Annotated in this window: 17 protein-coding genes and 1 riboswitch; of the genes, 12 read left to right on the top strand and 5 right to left on the bottom strand. The window is 72.6% G+C overall.

The annotated features are described in order from the left end of the window. The first annotated feature begins 257 nt into the window (after positions 1-257). A complete protein-coding gene (locus EMA17_RS32515; RefSeq protein ID WP_246127041.1) occupies positions 258-1,142 on the top strand; it encodes an ABC transporter ATP-binding protein in 885 nt (294 codons plus the stop codon). Beyond that, positions 1,139-1,984, top strand: coding sequence for a hypothetical protein (locus tag EMA17_RS32510; protein WP_126640759.1), 846 nt, complete (start codon positions 1,139-1,141; stop codon positions 1,982-1,984). Before EMA17_RS32515 ends, EMA17_RS32510 begins: the two co-directional genes overlap by 4 nt. A gap of 27 nt (positions 1,985-2,011) precedes the next feature. Here the strand turns inward: EMA17_RS32510 and EMA17_RS32505 are convergent, their stop codons facing one another. Further along, positions 2,012-4,429 carry a helicase-associated domain-containing protein gene (locus EMA17_RS32505; RefSeq protein ID WP_126640758.1) on the bottom strand — a complete coding sequence of 806 codons (2,418 nt, stop codon included), beginning with the start codon at positions 4,427-4,429 and terminating at the stop codon, positions 2,012-2,014. Between the two features lie 700 nt (positions 4,430-5,129). Between EMA17_RS32505 and EMA17_RS32500 the strand changes: the two genes are divergently transcribed. The 4 genes from EMA17_RS32500 (at position 5,130) to EMA17_RS32485 (ending at position 11,067) form a co-directional block, all read left to right on the top strand. After that, positions 5,130-6,185 carry a hypothetical protein gene (locus EMA17_RS32500; protein WP_126640757.1) on the top strand — a complete coding sequence of 352 codons (1,056 nt, stop codon included), beginning with the start codon at positions 5,130-5,132 and terminating at the stop codon, positions 6,183-6,185. A gap of 189 nt (positions 6,186-6,374) precedes the next feature. Continuing rightward, on the top strand, positions 6,375-7,766 hold the full coding sequence (locus EMA17_RS32495) for a WxL domain-containing protein (RefSeq protein ID WP_126640756.1): 1,392 nt from the start codon (positions 6,375-6,377) through the stop codon (positions 7,764-7,766). 1,016 nt (positions 7,767-8,782) lie between these two features. Continuing rightward, entirely contained in the window at positions 8,783-9,805 is a 1,023-nt protein-coding gene (locus tag EMA17_RS32490; RefSeq protein ID WP_174861467.1) for a COG1470 family protein, read from the top strand. A 41-nt stretch (positions 9,806-9,846) separates the two neighbouring features. Beyond that, on the top strand, positions 9,847-11,067 hold the full coding sequence (locus EMA17_RS32485) for a hypothetical protein (RefSeq protein WP_126640755.1): 1,221 nt from the start codon (positions 9,847-9,849) through the stop codon (positions 11,065-11,067). Between the two features lie 69 nt (positions 11,068-11,136). Here the strand turns inward: EMA17_RS32485 and EMA17_RS32480 are convergent, their stop codons facing one another. Both EMA17_RS32480 and EMA17_RS32475 read right to left on the bottom strand, forming a co-directional pair. Further along, entirely contained in the window at positions 11,137-12,636 is a 1,500-nt protein-coding gene (locus tag EMA17_RS32480) for an alpha,alpha-trehalose-phosphate synthase (UDP-forming) (protein WP_126640754.1), read from the bottom strand. A 133-nt stretch (positions 12,637-12,769) separates the two neighbouring features. After that, positions 12,770-13,741 carry a glucosyl-3-phosphoglycerate synthase gene (locus tag EMA17_RS32475; protein ID WP_126640753.1) on the bottom strand — a complete coding sequence of 324 codons (972 nt, stop codon included), beginning with the start codon at positions 13,739-13,741 and terminating at the stop codon, positions 12,770-12,772. 192 nt (positions 13,742-13,933) lie between these two features. Continuing rightward, positions 13,934-14,087: riboswitch (SAM riboswitch) on the top strand. A 16-nt stretch (positions 14,088-14,103) separates the two neighbouring features. Here EMA17_RS32475 and thrC point away from each other — a divergent pair. The 5 genes from thrC to EMA17_RS32450 all read left to right on the top strand — a co-directional run bounded on the left by thrC (position 14,104) and on the right by EMA17_RS32450 (position 19,835). Further along, entirely contained in the window at positions 14,104-15,378 is a 1,275-nt protein-coding gene (gene thrC, locus EMA17_RS32470) for a threonine synthase (RefSeq protein ID WP_126640752.1), read from the top strand. Beyond that, positions 15,375-15,653 (top strand): MoaD/ThiS family protein, encoded by a 279-nt coding sequence (locus tag EMA17_RS32465; protein ID WP_078976705.1) that lies wholly within the window; start codon positions 15,375-15,377, stop codon positions 15,651-15,653. Before thrC ends, EMA17_RS32465 begins: the two co-directional genes overlap by 4 nt. A 421-nt stretch (positions 15,654-16,074) precedes the next feature. Continuing rightward, positions 16,075-16,278, top strand: a complete 204-nt coding sequence (locus EMA17_RS32460; RefSeq protein WP_020557826.1) for a cold-shock protein — start codon at positions 16,075-16,077, stop codon at positions 16,276-16,278. 1,147 nt (positions 16,279-17,425) lie between these two features. After that, the gene (gene groL, locus EMA17_RS32455; RefSeq protein ID WP_126640751.1) at positions 17,426-19,054 is read left to right on the top strand and encodes a chaperonin GroEL; all 1,629 of its coding nucleotides are present in this window, start codon (positions 17,426-17,428) and stop codon (positions 19,052-19,054) included. A 307-nt stretch (positions 19,055-19,361) separates the two neighbouring features. Further along, on the top strand, positions 19,362-19,835 hold the full coding sequence (locus EMA17_RS32450) for a Uma2 family endonuclease (protein ID WP_126640750.1): 474 nt from the start codon (positions 19,362-19,364) through the stop codon (positions 19,833-19,835). Positions 19,836-20,106: 271 nt separating this feature from the next. On the opposite strand, the gene EMA17_RS32445 is transcribed toward EMA17_RS32450, so the two are convergent. Next, complete coding sequence (locus tag EMA17_RS32445; RefSeq protein WP_126640749.1) at positions 20,107-20,490, bottom strand: DUF8819 family protein; 384 nt, start codon at positions 20,488-20,490, stop codon at positions 20,107-20,109. A 79-nt stretch (positions 20,491-20,569) separates the two neighbouring features. On the opposite strand from EMA17_RS32445, the gene EMA17_RS32440 reads away from it, so the two are divergent. Continuing rightward, positions 20,570-20,839: a DUF4031 domain-containing protein gene (locus tag EMA17_RS32440; protein ID WP_126640748.1), complete on the top strand. Its 270-nt coding sequence runs from the start codon at positions 20,570-20,572 to the stop codon at positions 20,837-20,839. A gap of 58 nt (positions 20,840-20,897) precedes the next feature. On the opposite strand, the gene EMA17_RS32435 is transcribed toward EMA17_RS32440, so the two are convergent. Further along, the gene (locus EMA17_RS32435; RefSeq protein WP_371863072.1) at positions 20,898-21,560 is read right to left on the bottom strand and encodes an HD domain-containing protein; all 663 of its coding nucleotides are present in this window, start codon (positions 21,558-21,560) and stop codon (positions 20,898-20,900) included. Positions 21,561-21,635: the final 75 nt, after the last annotated feature.

Raw genomic sequence — 21,635 nt, 5'->3', positions numbered from 1 at the left:
ACAAGTGTCAACCATCCGCGGTGTGCGCGTGTTCCGAAAACCACTTGCCCTCGTCGGGAGCAGGGTTCGGGGCCCGTACTGCCCAGGGAGGAGCGCGAGACCCATCCTTACGGAGGAACACACAAACCGGCCGGCCTACCTACCCTGGATACTTGATGGCGCAACCAATGTCGTCGGCCTCCGACGATCGGGCTCCCCGTCCCGGTCGCACCGCCGCCGAGACCCCCGAGCACGCCGGCGAACCGACTGGTCCCGCCGTGCTCACGCGTGCCCTGACCAGGGACTACGGCGGTGGCACCGGGATCTTCGGGATCGATCTGACGGTGCCGCGCGGCTGCGTGTACGGCCTGGTGGGACCCAACGGCGCGGGCAAGACCACGCTGTTGTCGATCATGGGCGGCACCCGGCGGGCCGACTCGGGCGAAGTGGTGTTCGGTGTCGATCGGCGTCGGGTCGCGGTGTCCACGGATGTGCCCGAGTTCGAACCGTGGTTGACCGCGTCCGAGGTGGTCGAGTTGGCCGGAAACCTCGTCGATCGACGGTTGCCTCGGGAGAAGGTCAAGGTCGCGCTGCACCGCACCGGCCTGTCCGGCTGCGGCGACCGCAAGGCCGGCTCGCTCTCGCGCGGCATGACGTTGCGCCTGGGACTGGCCGCGGCCCTGGTCGCGGACCCCGAACTGCTGATCCTGGACGAGCCCACCTCGGCCCTCGACCCTCGGGGTCGGGCCGATGTGCTCGATCTGGTGGCGAGCCTGCGCGAACACACCACGGTGGTCTTCTCCAGTCACATCCTGGCCGATGTGCAGCGGGTGTGCGATCACGTCGGCGTGGTGCGCGCGGGTCGCCTGTTGTACCAGGGCTCGACCGCCGAACTCGTGGACACGCACATGCGACCGAGTTGGCTGGTACGGGTGCGCGGCGGAGGTACGGACCTGCTGCGCGCGTTCGCGGCGGAGAATTGGGTGGCGCGCGTGTCGTCGATGCGACCGGGGCTGTTCCGGGTGGAGGCGCGTTCGTTGGAGGCGGGCGAACGGCATCTGGCCGAGGTGCTCAGTCGCTGCTCGGCGCGGGTGGTGTCGGTCGCCCCCGAGGAGTCGGACCTGGAGGCGGCATTCCTGTCCATCACCGGAGGTCCGCGATGACGCGCTCGGGGGCCGTCCAGGCGCCCGCGTCGTCGGCCCCGACGGTGCCGGCGGTGGTGGCCGCCCCCGATCGGGTCCCGCGCGGACCGCGCCGCCTGGGCCTGTGGCGGCTGGAGTGGCTGCGACTGACCCGCACCCGGCGCTGGTTGCTGCTGCTGGTGGCCTACCCCGGCGTGGGCCTGGTCGGCCCGGTGTTCGCCCGCCACCGCGACCAGATCCTCGAGGCACTGCGCATCGAAGGGGTACCGCCGGCGACCGGAATGCGAGCCGACAGCGGAATGGCGGTGTACGTGTACGGCACCGCCCAGGTCGGCCTCCTGGTCGGCCTGGCCCTGATGGCCAGCGCACTCGCGGTGGACCATCGAGCGGGGCTGGCCGCGTTCCACCGCACCCGCATGCGCCATGCACGCGACCTGGTCCTCCCCCGCTACACGGTGACCCTGACGGCGGTGGCGATCGCCTACGTACTCGGCATGTTGATCGCGTGGGCCCAGGTGCACTGGATGTTCGGTGCACTCCCCGCCCGCTCCGTGCTCTACGGCGCGTTCTACGGCCTGATGGGCACGGTCGTACAGGTCAGCGTGGTGGCCGGGACGGCCGCGCTGCTGCACCGACCGGTGGCGATCTTCGGCGCGGGCCTGGTCGTCGTCATCCTGATGCCGCTCGCGTCGTTGTGGCGCCCTCTACGATCCTGGCAGCCCACCGAACTGAGCACCGCCCCGATCGAACTACTGCGCGGCCACTCCGCCGGCGAGTACACGGACAACCTCGTCATGGCACTGCTGATCTCCGGCCTCTGCGTATGGCTCGCGGTATGGCGCATCGGCCGCAGAGAGATGTAGGCGGGCCCCGCCCGTACCCCACCCCCGTCACCCCACCTCGGCGACCCCGGTGATCCGATGCAACGGATAGGTGTGAATCTCCCCGGTCCCCTGCTCGTGAGCGGTCACATAACCCCCCTCCAGCCGTAGCGGAATCACCACGTGCTGCGTCGCCCGCCCCTCCCGCGTGACGTGCCCGATCCACACCGCCCGCCGGTCCGCGTGCGCGGCCTGAAGCGCGAGCAGAGTCTCGGCGGCGGAGGTCCGCGGAAGTTCGACCGGTTCGCCATCGCGTTCGACGGCGGTGTCGGCGCGGCTGGTGGCGGCGGAATCGCCCGCGCGGATCGCGGTCACCGCCGCGGCCAGCAGCGCCTCCGTCGGGGTCGGGGGTTCGCCCGCGACGCGGGGCGGGGCCGAGCGGGGCGGGGTGCGTCTGGTGTCCGGGCGGGTCAGCACCAGGTCGCCGGTGGCCGATTCGGCGACCGGGGCCAGGCCCATCGCGCGCAACTTCTCCAGGACCGTGTCGGGCGCGGACTCGGCCGCGAGCACCGTGGGGGCCAGGCGGCGCAGGCGCAGCCCGGCGGCGCGGCGATCGGCGAGCAGTTCGCCGAGCAGCGCGTCGTCGTCGCAGCGCAGGAAGGCGCCGGCGGTGCCGACCCGGATCCGGCCGTGTCGGCGGGCCACGTCGTCCACGAGGTAGCTCAGCGGTTGCGGCACGGGGGTGCGCGAGTGGGTGGCGAGCAGGTGGTGCAGGTCGGTCGCGGTGCGACCGGCGTCGAGCGCGCGGCGCACCGACTCCTCGGTGAAGCGGTACACGGTCGCCCCGCCGGTGGACTCCACGTCGGCGGCCAGGTGCAGTTCGTGCGCGAGGTCCATCACCAGCGGGCCCGGGGCCACGGCGGTGAGGTCGGCCTGGAGCAGGACGTGGTCCAGCGGCTCCGGGAGCAGCGGGGTCAGCGCGTCGCCCGCCTCGTAGACCCGGCCCTCGACGAGCGGGCGGGCGTACCCGGCGAACGCGCCCCGGCCGGTGATCCCGAGCAGTTCGGCCTCCACGAGCATGGCCCGGAACAGCGCCTCGGGCAGCCGCGCGGCCCGGATCGGCTGGTGCCAGGTCAGGTGCGCGAGCAGCGAGTCGGCGTCGGTGGCCGAGCCCGGCGGCAGCGCGGCGAGCGTGGCCAGGATCCGACGGCGCACCTCGGGCGCGGCGGTCCGGTCGACCTGGGTGCCCAGCGCGCCGACCGGGCGGTCCTTGTCGTCGCGCGTGCCGACCAGGGCGGGCACGCGGGTGGTCTCCAGCCAGGTGCCGGCCAGCGCGGCCCATCGGGTGCCCACCGGGGTACGCCGCCAGGTGTCGTAGGCGGGGGTGGGCAGCCACTGCTCGTCGGGTTCGCCGTCGCCCGCGACCAGGCCCATCGCGTAGGCCACTTCCAGCCACAGCGCGACCTCGGCCTCGGGCACGTCCAGCTGTACCGCCGCGCGCTTGAAGTCGCGCATGCCCAGGCCGCCGGCGCGCAGCACGGGCGGGCCGCCGGCGCTCCACGCCTCCAGCAGGTCCTCGACCCGACGCACGGCGGTGAACGCGGAACCGGCCGCCAGGTCGTCCACAGCCTGTGGATCGAATCCGCGCACCGGCAGCTCGGGGGGTGTGGGCAGCGGTGTCCGGTGCACCCGGCCGCCGCGCAGGTGCAGCGCGACCTCGCGGGGCAGCACCACCGCGTCCGGCCCGGCGGGCACGAGCAGGGCCCGGGCCAGCAGCCACTCCACGGGTGTGCGGGCCGCGTCGGCGCGCACCGGCCGGTCGGCGCCGCGCACACTGCCCGTGGGCGGCCCCCAGACCAGCTTGTCCAACACCTCGCGGGCGGCCTCCGGAGCCTGGCCGAGCAGCGCGTCGAGGCGCGCCCGGTCGGTGCACAGGTCGGTGATCGCGGCGATCGCGGAGACCGCGTCGTGGGTGGAGCCCAGGCCGAGGTCGGCGAGCACGTCCTGGAGCCGGGACGGCGCGGTCGCGGCCAGCGCGCCGGCCAGCGTCGGGCCCAGTCCCGCCGGGCTCGCGCCGACCAGGTCGCGCACCGTACGCACCACTCGCAGCGCGTCGTCGGGCCCCCACAGCAGGGCCTGCTCGCGCAGCGCGGCCACGGCCCGCCGGACCTCCTCCGGGGCGGTGCCGATCAGCGCGTGCAGCCGGGACGGGGCGAACCCGTCGGGCAGCACCACCGCGGCGTCGACGACCTGGAGGGTGAACCGGTCCAGGCGCTCCAGGGCACGCGCGATCGAGGCCCGGGTGGTGGCCCGGGTGGCGAGCTGGGTCAGGTCCACCGGGACCGGGGTGGTCAGGTCCGGCCGGGCGCACAACAACGCGCCGAGGTCCGCGTCGGTGCGTCCGCGCAGATCCTCGGCGAGCGTCCGGGGGCCGGACTCGGCGGCCCGATCCGCCTCGGCACGGGAGGGCGACGCAGCTGTGGTCATCCCATCAACGTTAGACGGTCCGCCCGCCGACGATCACCGCTCCCGGAATCCGAATGCCCGGTCGGCAGCGTCGACCACCCCGGATCGGGCCGGCGAAGCCGGTCACGGACACCTGCGCGCCCCCGCTCTCGCGGCCCGAACACCCGGACGGTACCCGGCCCGCCACGACCGAGGCCCCGGTCTCGGCCCCGCACTCGGGGCGCGGGCCCAGGGCGCGGGCCCGGATCCCGAAACCGGAGCGCGGGCCCGGAGCCCGAAACCTGAGCGCGGGCCCGGAGCCCGAAACCTGAGCGCGGGCCCGGAGCCCGAAACCTGAGCGCGGGCCCGGAGCCCGGAACCTGAGCGCGGGCCCGGAGCCCGGAACCTGAGCCCGAAACCGGAACCCACGCCCCCAAGCCCGAAACCGGAACCCACGCCCCGAGCCCGAAACCGGAACCCACGCCCCGAGCCCGAAACGGAACCCGAAACCGGAACCCGCACCCCAAGCCCAAGACCGGGGCGCGGGCGCCGACCGCGACCCCGATCGTGGGCCCGGATCGAGCCGCGAAAGCCGCGGCGCGCACCCTTACGATCACCATTTCCGCCAACCTCTCGCTCCGCTACGCCCGCACCCCTACGCTGAGTTGTCGCTTTACCGACGCATGACGCGGCGGGCGCGGCACCGACGCAGACGAACCTTCGGCGGGGGTGAGGTGGGGGCGTGAACTTCGAGAGCGATCATCTGGTTCTGCAATACCTGGGCGAGGTCGGTGACGCGGCCCAGCGCAGACTCCGTCCCGCCGACCGGGCCCGGCTCGTGGAGCGGCTGCGCAGCCAGATCAACAGCGAGCGCGAGCGGCTGAACGCGCACAACCCCGGCGCGGTGCAGGTCGTCCTCGATCGGCTCGGCACGCCGGAGGCGGTGGTCGGCCAGGAGTTGTACCGGCTCGGCGACCTGCGCGACAGCGGCGCCGACGACGGGGTCGGCGCGATGTCGATGCGGGGGTCGCGGCATGCGACGGTGGCCCGCCAGATGGGCTTTCGCGCCGACGCCACGCCGATCCCGGCCATACGGGATCCGTCCCGGCCGCCGGCCGCCGCGCCCGCGCCTCCCCCGCCCACCCCGCCCGCGCCCCGGGTCTCCCCCGAGGGTGGTCCGCCCACGCTCGCCGAGACCGCGGCCGGCGGCGGTGCCGGCACGGCGACCAAGCCCGCCGCGCCCGCGGATCCGGAGGAGGAGCCGCTGTGGTGGCGCTCGCCCCCGGAGGGCGACATGCCGGAGCGGCCGACCCCCGACATGTACGGCGACGGCTCGCTGCACGCGCCGGCGTATCCGATCGGGGTGGCCTCGGACCCCTCGGCCGGCTGGGACGACGACGCCTCGCTGACCGAACCCACCCCGGTCATGGGCGTGTTCGGCGGTCCGGGCGCGCTGCGCACCCAACTGCGCGAGGTGTTCGCGATCGCGCTGATGACGGTCGGGGCGATCGTCGCCTCGACCGTGGTGGTGGTGCTCGGCCTGCTCGTGGTCTTCACCGCGGCCGCGTGGTCGCTCAAGGAACGGCGGTTCGCCGCGTTCTACATCCCCGGCACGACGGCGCTCGCCTTCGCCATCGGGATGTGGCTGCGGGCCACCGGGCACCTGGGCACCGACCTGACCCGGGACGAGGCCTGGGACCGGTTCGGCGAGTTGTTGCCGGCGATGGTCCGGGTCGCCGCGATCGCCGTGTCGCTGTATCTGCTCTGGCGGCTGCACCGGCGCCGACTCACCGTGTAGGCACGGGGACACGGCCCGTGTCGCGACCGGCCCCGGTGTGACGTACTCCGCCACCGGGAGCCGGATTTCCGCTCTTTACGATCCCATTAATTAGGTTAGCCTTACCTTCTCCGTACGGACGGCGCCCGGACCTACCGCTAATAGGTCCGGGCGCCGCCCTGTGCACACTGCCAGATGGAGGAGCCAAGGATGACCAACGGAACGCGGCACAGGCCCGCGAGCCGCCTGATCCGCTGGGGGGCGATCGGCGCGACCGGTGCCCTGGCCGTGGCCGGCGTGAGCCTCGCCTCGCCCGCGCAGGCCGCCGGAACCCCGGCGGTGAGCGTGTCGCCCAGCGTCGACATCAATCCCGACGGCGCCACGATCACCGTGAACGGCACCGGTTTCGACAAGACGCGCAACTCCGGCAACGGGGTCTACGTCCTGTTCGGCCCGAAGATCGACGACTACTACACCAACGCGGGCGCCTACAGCGCCCAGGCGTGGGTCGCCGGCAGCAAGATGAGCGCCGACGGCGCCTTCACCACCACGCTCGACGTCAAGGCGAGGTACACCGACGGCAACGGCAAGGAGGTGGACTGTCTCAAGCAGGAGTGCCGGGTCGTCACCTTCGCCGCGCACGGCGCGAGCATGACCGACCGCAGCCAGGACACCTTCACGCCGGTCGCGTTCAAGAACAACACGCCGACGCCGACGCCCCGGCTCACGGTGACCCCGGCCACCGGCGCGAACCCCGACGGCCAGAACCTCACCGTCACCGGCACCGGTTTCGACCCGGTCCGCGACGGCGGCAACGGCGTCTACGTCGCGTTCGGCCCCAAGGGCGCCGACTGGAACACCAACCCCGCGCCGTACCAGGCGACCAAGTGGGTGCGCACCACCCCGGGCAACTCGCCGGGCCAGGCCAAGCTGAACGCCGACGGCAGCTTCTCGCTGACCCTCGACGGCATGAAGGCCAAGTACAAGAACAAGGACGGCGTGGAGTACGACTGCGCCGTCACCACCTGCCACGTCGTCGCCTTCGCCGCACACGGCTCGCCGGACCGCAGCCAGGACACCTTCGTCCCGGTCGCGTTCAAGACCCCGACCAACCCGGGCCCCGGCACCGGCTACCAGGTGATCACCACCGACGTGCAGGGCGGCCCGCTGACCCTGGGCGTCGGCGGCACCGACGTCGCGCTCCCGGGCGTCACCCTCAACGGCAAGGACGCCTTCACCGGCGGCGCGCTCAACCCGCTCACCGTCTCCGACGCGCGCGGCACCAACGCCGGGTGGACGCTGACCGGCCAGGCCAGCGACCTGACCTCGGCCGGCGGCCGGATCGTCGGCGACAACCTCGGCTGGACCCCCACCGCCAAGTCGGTCACCGGCACGCTCCCCACCGGGGGCACCGCCGCTTCGGTGACCCCGGGCGCACAGGCCGACCCGGGCACCGGCCTCGGCCGCGCCCGCACGTTGTGCTCATCGGCGGCCGGCGCGAGCGCGGGCTCCTTCGAGTGCGGCGGCGCCCTCAAGCTCGGCGTCCCGGGCATCACGGTCCCCGGCACATACACCGGCACGCTCACACTCACACTGATCTGACCCACCCGCTCCGGAAGGGCGCCGGCACATGTCGGCCCCCTTCCGGACAGCCCACCGCACCCACCCACTCCCCCCGTCGCGCCCACCTCGAAGCCCGCGTTTCCACAACCTCCGCCCCACCCACACAGTCCTCACGGCCCCATCCCCTCGGCACCCCCCAGGCGCGTCAGCGCCCACGAGCCGGGCCGACGCAGCGATCGACGCGCGAAGCGCGGAGAGCGGCGGAGCCGCAAAGTGTGGGCCGGATGGCCCGGAGCGAAGCGGAGGGACAGCCGGCCCCGAGCGAGGGGCCGCTCTTTTCTCGGAGGAGCGAAGCGGGGGAGAGAAAAGAGTGGTCCCTCGCGAGCCGGCGCGAAGCGCCCAACAAAAAGCACCGCCGCCAACACGACTCCGGCCCCGCGAGGGGCTTGCGCTACGACTCGGCTCCGCCGGGGGTTTGCGTCACGACTCGGCTCCGCGAGGAGCTTGCGCCACGACCCCGGCCCCACGAGGTGCGTCACGACTCCGGCCCCACGAGGTGCGTCACGACTCCGGCCCCGCAAGAGGCCCGCGTCGCGGCTCCCCCTCTGAGTGGCTTCTCCTCCGCTTCGCTCCGTCGAGCGGCGAAAGCGGGGGCGTTGCCACTACGCACTGCCTCGGGCGGCCCACCTCGCCGCGCTTCGCCGCCGGTGGCCGGGGGCGCGGACGGCGAGGGCGTCGGCCGGCGCGCGGACCACGCGGCCGGACCCGTTCGCCTCGTGGCCCCGGTAACGGGGTTCGGCTGCACCGCATCTCTTGTTCCGCTTGTCACGGTCCCTTCGAGCCCTCCACCACAGCTCCCGCCCGTCCCCCTCGATCCGCCCACCCCCTCGATCCGCCCGCCCCCTCGATCCCTCCGCCCCCTCGATCCGCCCACCCCCTCAATCCCTCCACCCCCTCGATCCCTCCGCCCCCTCGATCCGCCCACCCCCTCAATCCCTCCACCCCCTCAATCCCTCCACCCACCTAATAGCGCAGCCGTCCACTGGAGCCCCGCAATGTTCGCCCGCCTCGTTCGTCTGGTTTGCGCGCTCTTCGCCGCCCTGCTGCCCCTTGTCGCCCTCGCCGGTCCCGCTCGGGCCGCCGACGAGTTCACCTGGGGTGTGCAACCGGCGGGTGGACGCGATCACTTCGTGCTGACCGCCGCGCCGGGGCAGACCCTGGTCGATGTGGTCGGCGTGTCCAACTTCGGCGCCGAGCCGCTGACCCTGCGGGTCTACGCCACCGACGCGGTGCTCGCCGTGGACGGTGGGATGACCCTGCTGACCGGCGCCGAGCAGCCTCGGGACGTCGGGTCGTGGATCGGCTTCGACGCCGAGTCGTACACGATCGCGCCCGGCAAGCGTGCGGACATCCCGTTCCGGCTGACCGTCCCGGCGGGCGCCACGCCCGGCGATCACACCGGCGCCATCGTCGCCTCGATCAAGGCCGCCGCGACCGGGCCCGGCGAGCAGCGGTTCGATGTGGACCGGCGGGTCGGCGCGCGGGTGTACCTGCGGGTGGACGGACCCGCGCTGCCGGGGCTGGCGATCGAGGACCTGCGGGTGTCCTACGACAACCCGCTCACGATGTTCGGCGGCGCCGAGGCGGTGGTGCGCTACCGGGTCCGCAACACCGGCAACGTACGGACCACGGCCCGGGTGGAGACCACGGTCTCCGGCCTGGGCGGCTGGCGGTTGGGCGGCCCGAAGCGCACCACGCTGCCCGAGTTGTTGCCGGGGGCCACGCACGAGGTGGTGCAGCGCTTCGCCGGAGTCGTCCCGGCCGGGCGCCTCACCGCCGACGTGAAGGCGACGGGCGATCCGGCGACCGCGGCCACCGGGTCGGCCACCGTATGGGCGCCGCCGTGGTTGCTGCTCGGCGCCATCGTGCTGCTGCTCGGCGCGCTGATCGGCCGGGTCGTCCGGGTCGTCCGGCGCCGCCGACGCACCGCCGCCGAGGGCGCGGCGACCACCGAGGCCGGCGACGGGTCGAAGCCCGCCGGCACCCACACCGAAGCCACCGCCGACCCGACCGGCTGACGACCCGCCGTCGAGTCGCCCGAATCCCTTCAGGAGACGCCATGTCCACCCCGCGCACCCGCCACCCCGTCCACGCCTCCCCGCGCGCCCGGCGCATGCTCACCGCGGCCGCCGCCGTCGGACTGAGCGCCGCCGGCGTCCTGGCCGCGCCGGCCGTCGGCGCCGCCCCGTCGGCCTCGGCCCCATCGACCACCGCCCCAACCACCGCCCCCACCGCGACCGTCTCGCGCGGCGCCGAACTGGCCCCGGGCGGCGACGAGATCACCGTGACCGCTCGCGGCTTCGCTCCCGGCGCCAAGGTCACCGTCGCGCTGTACGGCGGCGACACCGTCGACGCCAAGGGCAGCCGCACGCTCACCGCCGACGGCAACGGCTTCGTCGCGACCCCGCTCGTGGTCGGCACCGGATTCGCCCCGGACGCCCCGGCGTTCGAGGTTCGGGTCGGGGCCGAGGGCGGGCCCACCGCCAAGGTCGCGCTGACCTTCGCCGTACCCGCGCCGACCGCCGCGGCGCCCCGATCGTTGCGCGCGGCCACGGCGGCACAGGCCGCACAGGCACCGGCCGCGCAGGCGCCCGCCGCAGCCCCACGAGCGGCCGGTGGGGTGACGCTGACCGTGACCCCGAACACCGGCCTCGACCCGGCGGGCGCCTCGGTCACCGTCAAGGGCTCCGGCTACGCGGCCGGCAGCGGCAACGGGATCTACGTGGTGTTCGGTCCGAAGGAGGCGGACTGGACCACCAACGCGGGCAACTACGGCGCCTCGAAGTGGATCAAGGCGTACGGCGCGGACGGGATCAACCCCGACGGCACGTTCTCGGTCACGCTCACCGACGTCAAGGCCACGTACAAGAACGGCGCGGGCAAGGACGTCGACTGCCTCAAGACCGAGTGTTATGTGCTGACCATGGCCGCGCACGGCTCCCCCGACCGCAGCCAGGACGCCTTCGTGAAGGTCGCCTTCAAGGGCGGCGCGACCACGACCGCCGGGACGAGCGCGGGCACCGCCGGCGGCAACACCGGTACCGGCACCACCGGTTCGGCGAGCACGGGCGGCGCCTCGGGTACCACGTCGGGCGGAGCCGGCGGGGCCTCGGGGTCCACCGGCGGCTCGGGCGGCACGTCCGGCGGCGGCAACCTGGCGCTCACCGGCCCGGTCGGCCTGGCCACCGCGGGCACCGTCGGCGCGGCCCTCGTCGCCGCCGGCACGGTCGCGGTGGTGACCACCCGCCGACGCCGCGCCGCCGGGCCGACCGCGGCCTGAGCGCCGAGCCCCGAGGCGCCGCCGTGCGCCGGCCGAACCGCGCGGTTCGGCCGGCGCACGGCGGCCCTCTCACCCCTCGCGCGCGTCCGAGGCGTCCAGCGCGTCCAGTTGCTCCAGGAACCACTGCTGCGGGTTGAGCGCGACCGCCGCCGCGGCCAGCCGCTTGGTGCGCTGGAGCCGGTCGGTCGGGTCCAGCGTCAGCGCCTCGTGCAGCGCCTCGGTGGTCTGCGAGACGTCGAAGGGGTTGACCACGATCGCGTCCTCGCCCAACTCCTCGCACGCGCCCGCCTCGCGCGAGAGCACCAGCGCGCAGCCCCCGTGCCCCTCGTCCAGGAGGGACACCACCGGCACCTCCTTGGCGACCAGGTTCATCCCGTCCCGGATCGGGTTCACCAGCGCGACGTCGGCCAGCCGATAGGCCGCGAGCGAACGCGGGAAGTCGTCGTTGACGTGCAGGATCAGCGGCTGCCAGTCGCCGGTGCCGAACTCGTCGTCGATCTCCTTGGCCACCCGCTGCACCGCGGCGGTGTACTCGCGGTACTCCGGCAGGTCGTGCCGCGACGGATAGGCGAACGCCACGTGCACCACCCGGCCGAGCCATTCCGGTCGGGTGCGCAGCAGTTCGCGGTAGGCCAGCAGGCCCCGGACGATGTTCTTGGACAACTCGGTCCGGTCCACCCGGACGATCACCCGACGGTCGCCGACCGCCTCGCGCAGCCCGGCGAGGCGGGTGTCCACGTCGGCCCGGGAGGCGCGCTCGCGCAGGAACTCGGCGTCGGCGCCCAGCGCGTGGACGCCGATCTCGGTCACGTGGCCCGCGTGCGTGACGGTCATCGCGTCCCGGTCCACCTCGGCGCCCAGCACGTCGGCGCAGCAGTCCAGGAAGGCGAGCGCCCAGCGCCGGGAATGGAATCCGGCGTGGTCCGCGCCGAGCACACCTTCGAGCACGTAGCGGGCGATGTCGTCGGGCAGCAGCCGGAAGTAGTCCGGCGGCGCCCAGGGGGTGTGCGCGAAGTGGCCGATCCGCAGGTCGGGACGCAGTCGGCGGAGCAGCACCGGCACCAGGGTCAGGTGGTAGTCCTGGACGACCACCTTGGCGCCCTCGGCCGCCTCCTCCGCCAGGGCCTCGGCGAACGCCTGGTTGTACGCCTCGTAGGAGGCCCACTCCTTGCGGAAGCGCGCGTCGAAGACCGGCTTGGAGGGGGTGTCGTAGAGCAGGTGGTGGACGAACCACAGGGTCGAGTTCGCTATCGCGTTGTACGCCCGTGCGAACGTGCCCGGGTCGATGTCGAGCATCCGCACGGCCAGCCCGCCGGTGTCGTGACCGGCGAGATCCAGCCGGCCCGAGGGCGCGGCGCGGGTCGCGGTGCGGTCGGGCTCGCCGAGCGCGGAGCACACCCACACGGCGCCGGTGCCCTGCCCGGCGGTGGACAGGCCGGACACCAGTCCGCCGCCGCCCCGCCGCACCGTGAGCGTGCCGTCGTCCTCCAGGGAGAAGGACACGGGACCGCGGTTGGAGGCGACCAGCACCCCGGCGGGAGAGGGGGCGACTGGAGGGGGAGCACTCATGCCCCGACCCTAGCCACGCATCCCGGTGCGCAAACCTGGGCCGAACGTGCCCTCGGTTCGAACGGTGTGGCGAGTATCACGCCCACCGACCACTACCGCGCGTAGTGGGATTGTGCCTCTCGGGTATCGGCGGTCAGCGCTCGACCAGGCGGGTTCGCGCCCGATACTCGGGCACCGTCGCCATCGGCGGTCGCTCCCGGGCGGCGATGTCGTGGGTGCGCACCCGGAAACCGGTCTCGTCCCGTTCGAACTGGGTCAGCACGGTGTTCGGCTCGGCCGGGTGCGCGCCCGCGCGGCGCAGTCGGCGCTCGACGGCCCGGAGTATCTCCGCCGCCATCCGCCCCAGGCCCGCCTCGTCCTGGTGGTTGTGCCGTCGCACGCCGACGTCCACCTGCGCCATCGCGTCCAGGCCGACCAGGCGCAGGGTGTCCACGAGCATCGCGGTCTCGATGCCGTAGCCACACGGGAAGGGCAGTTGTTCGAGCAGGGTGCGGCGGGCCGCGTATTCACCGCCGAGCGGCTGCACGAAGCCGGCCAGTTCGGGCCAGTGCAGGTTGAGCAGGGGGCGGGCGACCAGTTCGGTCACCCGGCCGCCGCCGGCGGGCACGATCGTGTCGCCGATCTCCAGTGGCCGGTCGTACATGGCCTTGACCAGCTGGACCGAGGGATCGGTGAGCAGCGGGCCGAGGATCCCGGTGACGAAGTCCGCCGAGAAGTCCTTCAGGTCGGCGTCCACGAACGCGACGATGTCGCCGTCGGTGACCAGGAGCGAGCGCCACAACACCTCGCCCTTGCCGCGCACGGCCGGGAGCGCGGGCAGGATGTCGTCGCGGTGCACCACCCGCGCGCCCGCGTCGGCCGCCACCCGCGAGGTGTCGTCGGTGGAGCCGGAGTCGACCACCACCAGCTCGTCCACGAGCGGCACCCGCTCGACCAGCTCGGTCCGGATCACCTTGACGATGTCGCCGACGGTCGCCGCCTCGTTCAACGCGGGCAGGACGACGCTGACCCGGGTGTCGCGTTTGGCGTCGAGAAGCCTGTCGACGGGCCAGTCGGCGGCGGCGGAGGACCGCCGTCGGAGCCAGTCGCCCACCTCGTGCGTCACGTTCGAAGATCCCCTGTCGTCGCCGGTGTTCCGGCCTCGGTCGTTCCACCCTTTATCGTCTCGCGAGGTGGACCGGATGATCGACGCGGCACCGGTTCGGTTACAGTCGTCGTCACCGGTTACGACGATCGCACGTCGGACCGGACAAACGCGGACCGGCCACCCGGCGAAGGGTGTGTCCACCGCCATAGCAGCTCATCCAGAGGGGCAGAGGGAACGGCCCGTTGAAGCCCCGGCAACCATCCGATCGTCATTCCTCGTGACGCGCTTTCGGCGCGAGCGAGCGGCCGACGAATCGGACAGGTGCCAAGTCCGGCCCGTGGGACCCCACGGGTAAAGATGAGGACAGAAAGGCCCTCGCCATGGCGACACCCACCGCCACCCGCACCACCAGCGCCACCCCCACCTCCTTCGGTCCGGCCGTCGCGCTGTCGTGTCGCGAGTGCGGCGAGCGCACGGAGCTCGGCCCGAAGTACGCCTGCGAGTCCTGTTTCGGCCCCCTCGAGGTCGCCTACGATTTCGGCACCGTGACGCGGGAGCAGATCGAGGCCGGGCCGCACAACATCTGGCGCTACGCGCCGCTGCTGCCGGTGTCCGCGGACGTCGCGTCCCGGCCCAGCCTGAACCCCGGCTTCACCAAGCTCGTCCGGGCCGAGAACCTGGGCCGCGAGCTGGGCGTGCGCAACCTGCACGTCAAGGACGACTCCGGGAACCCGACGCACTCCTTCAAGGACCGCGTGGTCGCGATCGCGGTCGAGGCCGCGCGCACCTTCGGCTTCACCACGCTGTCCTGCTCCTCCACCGGCAACCTGGCCGGCGCGGTGGGTGCCGCCGCCGCCCGGGTGGGCCTGCGCAGCTGTGTGTTCATCCCGGCCGACCTGGAGGCCGGCAAGGTCGTCACGGCGGCGGTCTACGGCGGCGAGCTGGTCGCCATCGAGGGGACCTACGACGAGGTCAACCGATTCTGTTCGGAGCTGATCGGCGACCCGGCCGGGGAGAACTGGGGCTTCGTCAACGTCAACCTGCGGCCCTACTACGGCGAGGGTTCCAAGACGCTCGCCTACGAGATCGCCGAACAACTCGGCTGGAAACTGCCGGAGCAGATCGTCGTTCCCATCGCGTCGGGGTCGCAGCTGACCAAGATCGACAAGGGCTTCCGCGAGTTGATCGCGCTGGGTCTGGTCGAGGACGCGCCGTACCGGATCTTCGGCGCCCAGGCGACGGGGTGCTCCCCGGTGGCCGCCGCGTGGAAGGCCGGGCACGACGTGATCCGCCCGGTGCGGCCGGACACGATCGCCAAGTCGCTCGCGATCGGCAACCCCGCCGACGGTCCCTACGTGCTCGACGTGTGCAAGCGCACGGGCGGCGCGGTGGAGGACGTGAACGACGTCGAGGTGGTCGAGGCGATGAAGTTGCTCGCGCGTACCGAGGGCATCTTCGGCGAGACCGCGGGCGGGGTCACCGTGGGCTGCCTGCGCAAGCTGCTCGAGTCCGGCGCGCTGGACCCGGACGCCGAGACGGTCGTGCTCAACACGGGCGACGGCCTCAAGACGTTGGACGCGGTCACGCCGACCACCGGACCCACCGCGACCATTCGACCCACCCTGGACTCCTTCCGAAAGGCCGGCCTCGCATGAGCGTCTCCGTTCGCATCCCGACCATCCTGCGCACCTACACGGGTGGGGCGGCGGAGGTGTCCGCAGAGGGCACCACGCTCGCCGAGGTCCTGGACTCCCTGGAAAAGGACCACACCGGAATTCGCGCGCGCATCCTCGACGACGAGGGCAAGCTGCGTCGTTTTGTGAATCTTTACGTGGACGACGAGGACGTGCGCTTCGCCGACGGGCTCGCCACGGCGATCCCCGACAAGGGCACCGTTTCGATCATCCCGGCGGTCGCCGGGGGTTGCTGACGCGATAGGCCGACCGTCCCGATCTTCCTCGATCGGACGCGAAACGGAACGAAGAAATCCGCCGCCGGAGCACCGTGCGGCGGATTTCTTCGTTCCTGCCGAAGGTTGTGTGTAACCCGGGTTTAACCGGCTCCATTTCCCGTCTTTGGCGGCGGCGCGTCGGTAAACCCGTGGTCGGGATCACATCCGTTATGTGTGGAAGGTCGTTTTCCTGGTGGATTGAAATACGGCTTTTCCGGAGACTCGCGAGAAATGCGCGCTTTATTCGCCCGGGAATTCTCGTCCGATTGACCTGTTGCTCCGGGCATCCGTCCGGATACATTCAGCCGCGGTCGTAGCAGAGGGCCGGGTCCTTCTGGATACGAACCCGGAGCTGCGGCGTGCAGTATCCGTGAAAGGGCCAGTAACAGGGGAGTTAGGAATGGCTCAGGGCGCCGTCAAGTGGTTCAACGCGGAGAAGGGGTACGGCTTCATCGCGGTCGACGGTGGGGCGGACGTTTTCGTCCACTACAGCGCGATCCAGATGGACGGGTACCGGACGCTCGAGGAGGGGCAGCGAGTCGAGTTCGAGATCTCGCAGGGGCAGAAGGGGCCGCAGGCCGACATGGTCCGCGTCACCGCCTGAACCGGGAGCCATGCGCTCCTCTGCTCCTCTGCTTGAAACGGTCCACACCACGGACTGCACGACACATCGCGGCACATCACGCGCCCGATCCTGTCGGATCACATGACCGGGGCCCGGCCTTCCCGCCAAGCGGAGGCCGGGCCCCGGTCGTTGCCCGCCCGGGCACAAAGCGCACGGGAATGGCGGGGCACGGACGCGGCGGGACGCGGGCCGGACGGGCGGCGTAGCGCGGCACGGCACGGGCGGGTGGGGCCGCCGAGGCGCGGCGGCGCGGCGCGGTCGCCGGGCGCGGCCGGACGGACGGCGCGGACCGGGCGGCCCGGACGGCCGGCGCAGGGTGGGACGGACGGGCCAGGCACGGTGCGCGCGGGCGGATGCGGCGGTACACGCGAACCCGCTCCGGCGAAAGGGCGGCCACCCGAGCCCGGCGCGGACACGACCGACGCAACCGAGCACACCACCCCCGGCCCGATGTGGGCACGGGCGGAAGGCCGGACCCATACAGGCGCGGGCATGGGGGCGGCGGGCCCGCACGGGCGAACGCGGTGCGGACGGGCGCGGCACCCGAGGCCGGCACGGACCCGGGCGGCACACCCGGCTCCGGGCGGGCAAGGGCAGCCCCCGGAGCACGGACCACGCATCCGCCGCGAGCCCCCGATTCGGGCGGGCCCGGTGGTCGGGATTCCCGATCCGGGCCTGCCCCGGCACCGTGCGAGGGCGGGCGGAGACGCCCTGTGGGCCGGTGGCACCCGAACCCCGGTCCGGGCACACGCGGCACGCCCCGTCCCGCACCGGGGCGGGCGGGTCCCGGTGCGGCCACGGGTGGCAGGCGCCGTCCGAGGGCGGGTGTGGTGCCCGGATTCGGGGTGGGCGCGCGGCGCACGGCGACCCGCCGTAGGGGTGGATCCGGGGTGTGTGACACGCGCGGGTGTGCGGGCGGGGCGTCGAGACCCGCCGTTGCGCTTGCACTCGGCATGGGCGAGTGCTAATCATTGGCGTTAGCACTCTGGATGTGAGAGTGACAGAAACGGACCGGGCCGGTGAGGCTCGGCACCCGTGAGGGAGGGATCCTCGCGGTGGTCGGGTCGTCCGTCGCGGGCGCCTGTGCGGTCCGGCACTCACCCCCGTTCTGGGAGGACTTCACCACATGGCCAAGATCATCGCGTTCAACGAGGAAGCGCGCCGCGGCCTCGAGCGCGGGATGAACCAGCTCGCCGACGCCGTCAAGGTCACGCTGGGCCCCAAGGGCCGCAACGTCGTGCTCGAGAAGAAGTGGGGTGCGCCCACCATCACCAACGATGGTGTGAGCATCGCCAAGGAGATCGAGCTCGAGGACCCGTACGAGAAGATCGGCGCCGAGCTGGTCAAGGAGGTCGCCAAGAAGACGGACGACGTCGCCGGTGACGGTACGACGACCGCGACCGTCCTCGCCCAGGCGCTCGTCCGCGAGGGCCTGCGCAACGTGGCCGCCGGCGCGAACCCGATGGCCCTCAAGCGCGGCATCGAGAAGGCCGTCGAGGCCGTCTCCGAGCAGCTGCTCGCGCTCGCGAAGGACGTCGAGACGAAGGAGCAGATCGCCTCCACCGCCTCGATCTCCGCCGCCGACCCGCTGATCGGCGAGATGATCGCCGAGGCCATGGACAAGGTCGGCAAGGAAGGCGTCATCACCGTCGAGGAGAGCAACACCTTCGGTCTCGAGCTCGAGCTCACCGAGGGCATGCGCTTCGACAAGGGCTACATCTCGCCCTACTTCGCGACCGACATGGAGCGCATGGAGGCCGTCCTCGAAGACGCCTACGTGCTCATCGTCAACTCGAAGATCACCTCGGTGAAGGACCTCCTCCCGCTCCTCGAGAAGGTCATGCAGTCGGGCAAGCCGCTGATGATCATCTCCGAGGACGTCGAGGGCGAGGCCCTGGCCACGCTCGTCGTGAACAAGATCCGCGGCACCTTCAAGTCCGTCGCCGTCAAGGCCCCGGGCTTCGGCGACCGTCGCAAGGCCATGCTCGGCGACATCGCCATCCTCACCGGTGGCCAGGTCATCTCCGAGGAGGTCGGCCTCAAGCTCGACACCGCGGGTCTCGAACTCCTCGGCCGCGCCCGCAAGGTCGTCGTCACCAAGGACGAGACCACCATCGTCGACGGCGCCGGTGACTCGGACCAGGTCGCGGGTCGGGTCAACCAGATCCGCGCCGAGATCGAGAACTCCGACTCGGACTACGACCGCGAGAAGCTCCAGGAGCGCCTGGCGAAGCTCGCGGGCGGCGTGGCGGTCATCAAGGCCGGTGCCGCGACCGAGGTCGAGCTCAAGGAGCGCAAGCACCGCATCGAGGACGCGGTGCGCAACGCGAAGGCCGCCGTCGAGGAGGGCATCGTCGCCGGTGGTGGCGTGGCCCTGCTCCAGGCGTCCACCATCGCGTTCGACAAGCTCGAGCTGGACGGCGACGAGGCCACCGGCGCGAACATCGTGCGCCTGGCCGTCGAGGCCCCGCTCAAGCAGATCGCGGTCAACGCCGGCCTCGAGGGCGGCGTGGTTGTGGAGAAGGTGCGCAACCTGACCCCGGGTCACGGCCTCAACGCCGCGACCGGCGACTACGTGGACCTCATCGCCGAGGGCATCATCGACCCGGCGAAGGTCACCCGTTCCGCGCTGCAGAACGCCGCGTCGATCGCCGCGCTGTTCCTGACCACCGAGGCCGTCATCGCCGACAAGCCGGAGAAGAACGCCGCTCCGGCCGGCGGCGGCGCCCCGGACATGGGCGGCATGGACTTCTGATCCGCTGAGGATCGGTGGTCCGACCCACCCGGTCGCTAGCTCCACGCGAGAGGCGGTCCCCTTCGGGGGGCCGCCTCTTTCGCGTGCCCCGGGGCCTTCCGGCAGTGCCGGGGCCTTCCGGCAGTGTTCGAAGCGTGTTCGCTCGTTCGAGTGGCACCGGCGACTTACCCTGCAATGGTCTCCGGGCGACCGTGGCGTCGTTCTTGTACGGCATGGATCGAGGTAGGCGAGGTGGACGAGATGACCGCACCCGTGATCGAGGTGAGAGCACCGGCGCGCCGAGTTCGACGGAGAGAACGTCCAAGCCCTGCCGCATGGTTACGATTTCGCGCCGCCACCCGCGCACCAGCATGAATTGATTGCGGACGACGTCCATTGGCAGCTTCGCCGGGCCGCCCCGGCCGGATGCGGCGCGTTTCAGCGTCTCGGTGTGGAGATCGTGTCGGTCGGTCGTCTGTGTGTTCCCGACCTGGTGGTGATGGCCCGGGAAGACGTGGCCACGCCGACTCCGGCGCATCGGATTCTTCTCGTCGCCGAGATCACCTCCCCGAGCAACGCGAGCACCCATCGCATCGACAAGTCGCGGGCGTACGCACACGGACCGATTCCGCTCTACCTGCTCGTGGATCGGTGGGACAAGGACGGTCCGGCGGCAACGCTGTACTCCGAGCCCGACGGCAAGGTCTATCAGCGGGTGCAACGTGTCGATTTCGGCGGCGCGGTCGTCATCCCCGACCCCTTCGGGATCGAGTTGGACACTTCGGGCTTCCCGCCCCGGTGATATTCGCCGGCAGCGCCGGTCGCTCGCTCGTGGGCTCGTGGGCTCGTGGGCGCGTGACGGGACTTCGGGAACCACGTGTTCCTTCCGTCCTGGCGTACAAGCGCTTTCGCAGCTCGGCGTGTCGCACCTGCTCGGCACGCCCGCGCGCGCGAGGACGACGACCGGGTGGTGAGCGCGGCCCGGGAGGCCGCGTACGCCGGGGTCGCCGGGGGTCGGGGCGAGGGATGGGGCTGGGGGTCGGCGCCTGCGCGGTGGGCGCCGACCGGCCGATCTACGCGTCCCCGACCGCCCGCTCGTTCGGCGGCCGAGTCGAGGTCAGCGCGCCGAGCGGGGCGATCACGGCGCCGGCCCGCTCGCAGACCCAGTGCGGGTCCTCGCCGAGTTCGGGTTCGAGGTAGAGCGGGTGGTCGTCGTGCAGCGGACACGGCGGCCACACCCGGCCCTGCTCGGCCAGCGCCTCCTGCACATCCTGGCCGATCAGGCCGGGCACGAAGGCGGCGCCGTCGGGCCACTGCTCGACCCACCACTTGCGCTCGACCAGGGCGTGCTCGACGACGGTCACCGTCTCGGGGGTCTCGGCGCCGTGCGTACGCAGGTCGGCCAGGACCTGGGCACGGGCGGTCAGCAGGGCGACGTCGGTGGGATCCTTGCTCATGTGCCCAGTGTGGGTGATCACGGCGGGCGCGGCGGGCGCCCGATCACGCCGGAACCGAATGTGTACGAGAATCGAGCCCGTGGCTCTTCTCATCGATCCCCCGGCCTGGCCCGGGCGCGGGCGGCTGTGGTCGCACCTCGTCAGTGACGTCTCGCACGCCGAACTGCACGAGTTCGCGCGCGAACTCGGCGCGCCGGAACGCGCGTTCGACCGGGACCACTACGACGTACCGGCCGATCTGTACGCCCGTGCGCTGGAGCGGGGAGCCGAGCCGGTCTCCAGCCGGGAGCTGGTGGTCCGGCTGACCCGGGCGGGGTTGCGGCGGCGCAAGCGCTACAGCCCGCGCTGACCCCGGCCTGGCGCGCCGCGGGCCCCGGGCGCCGAGGCGGGATCCGGCGGGGCCGGGTTCAGGACTGCTGGCGCGGGATGCTGCCTTCCAGGCGCTCCAGTTCGGCGCGCATGTTGAAGCGGGCCGCCTCCTCGTAGCGGGCGGCGCCCAGGCGGGTGTGGAACAGCCGGGGCAGCGACATCAGGTCGCGCAGTACGGCGGCCCGGGCGGCGCGGAACGCCTCGTCCGGAACGAACGCGTACTCCTCGCGCACCGCCGCGGTGTACGCCTCGTAGCGCTCCCGGTCGGCGGCCAGGATGGCCAGGTCGGCGTCGCACAACACGTGGGCGTTGTGGTCGTGCTCGCCGGGCGCGTGCTCGGCGGTCACCCGGACCAGGCGTGCCGTCTCGGCCACCAGGGCCGGCGCCACGCCCGCCTCGCGCAGCCCGCGCTCGGCGAGGCGCGCGCTGCGCTCCTCGTTGTCCGCCCGGGCCGGGTCGTAGACCGCGTCGTGGAACCACGCGGCGAGCACGACCGCGTCGGCGTCGTCGGCCTCGTAGGCCAGTTCGCCGATCAGGTCGAGCACGGTGCGCAGATGGTCGGTGTCGTGATAACGGCGGTGCGGCTCGGCATAGCGCGCCAGCAGGCTCTCGACGACGGCGCCGGCCTCGGCGTGCTCACCGACGAGCCGGGCCCACTGGTCCCGCAGCGTCACGGTCGCGGACTCCTGGATGCGTTCCACTCGGCCAGCATGGCAGAACGAGCGAGCGAAGCCGACCACCAACCGGTTCGACACACGTGGTTCACTCGTTTTGTT

It is taken from the genome of Embleya hyalina, assembly GCF_003967355.1.
Taxonomy (GTDB): Bacteria; Actinomycetota; Actinomycetes; order Streptomycetales; family Streptomycetaceae; genus Embleya; species Embleya hyalina.
The sequence above is the reverse complement of the archived record's forward strand: the minus strand, read 5'-3'. Positions and strand labels throughout refer to the sequence as shown.